The 416-nt window shown below is 35.8% G+C and carries 1 pseudogene; it reads right to left on the reverse strand.

Annotation, left to right across the window (positions count from 1 at the left end):
* A pseudogene (locus tag J7R10_RS09035) lies at nt 1–416 on the reverse strand (outer membrane protein assembly factor); the annotation flags it as partial.

The raw sequence follows: 416 nt of genomic DNA on the forward strand, positions 1-416 counted from the left end.
TTGATGTAAAATTACTTCTTCCAAAATAGATATCGCGTGAATAACCATTTGAAACTTCTACAGCAACTTTACTTGATGAATTCCCATTGAACATAGGCGTTATACCCAGCTTTCCTTTGATGACTTTTGTCGTGTAATTATCTAGGACATCTTGCTGATTTTTCAGTTCTGACCTAAAATCTGTATCAGGAGTAAATATACAAGGTTTTATAAATGTACCACCGAGAAGAAAAAAAAAATTTTTCAGATCATAGGATTCCTCTTTATTGCTACAAATACCGCATACTATCATCCCAAAAATGAGGACTTCCGCAAGACCAAAACAACTGATAAGCATCGAATAAGCATCAAAACCAGCACCATCTAATGTTGAATAACTACAACCTGCTCCAAAACGACGGGGTTTACGTTCCTCC

Origin of the sequence: Bartonella vinsonii subsp. berkhoffii ATCC 51672 (genome assembly GCF_902825225.1) — a bacterium.
Lineage (GTDB): Bacteria > Pseudomonadota > Alphaproteobacteria > Rhizobiales > Rhizobiaceae > Bartonella > Bartonella berkhoffii.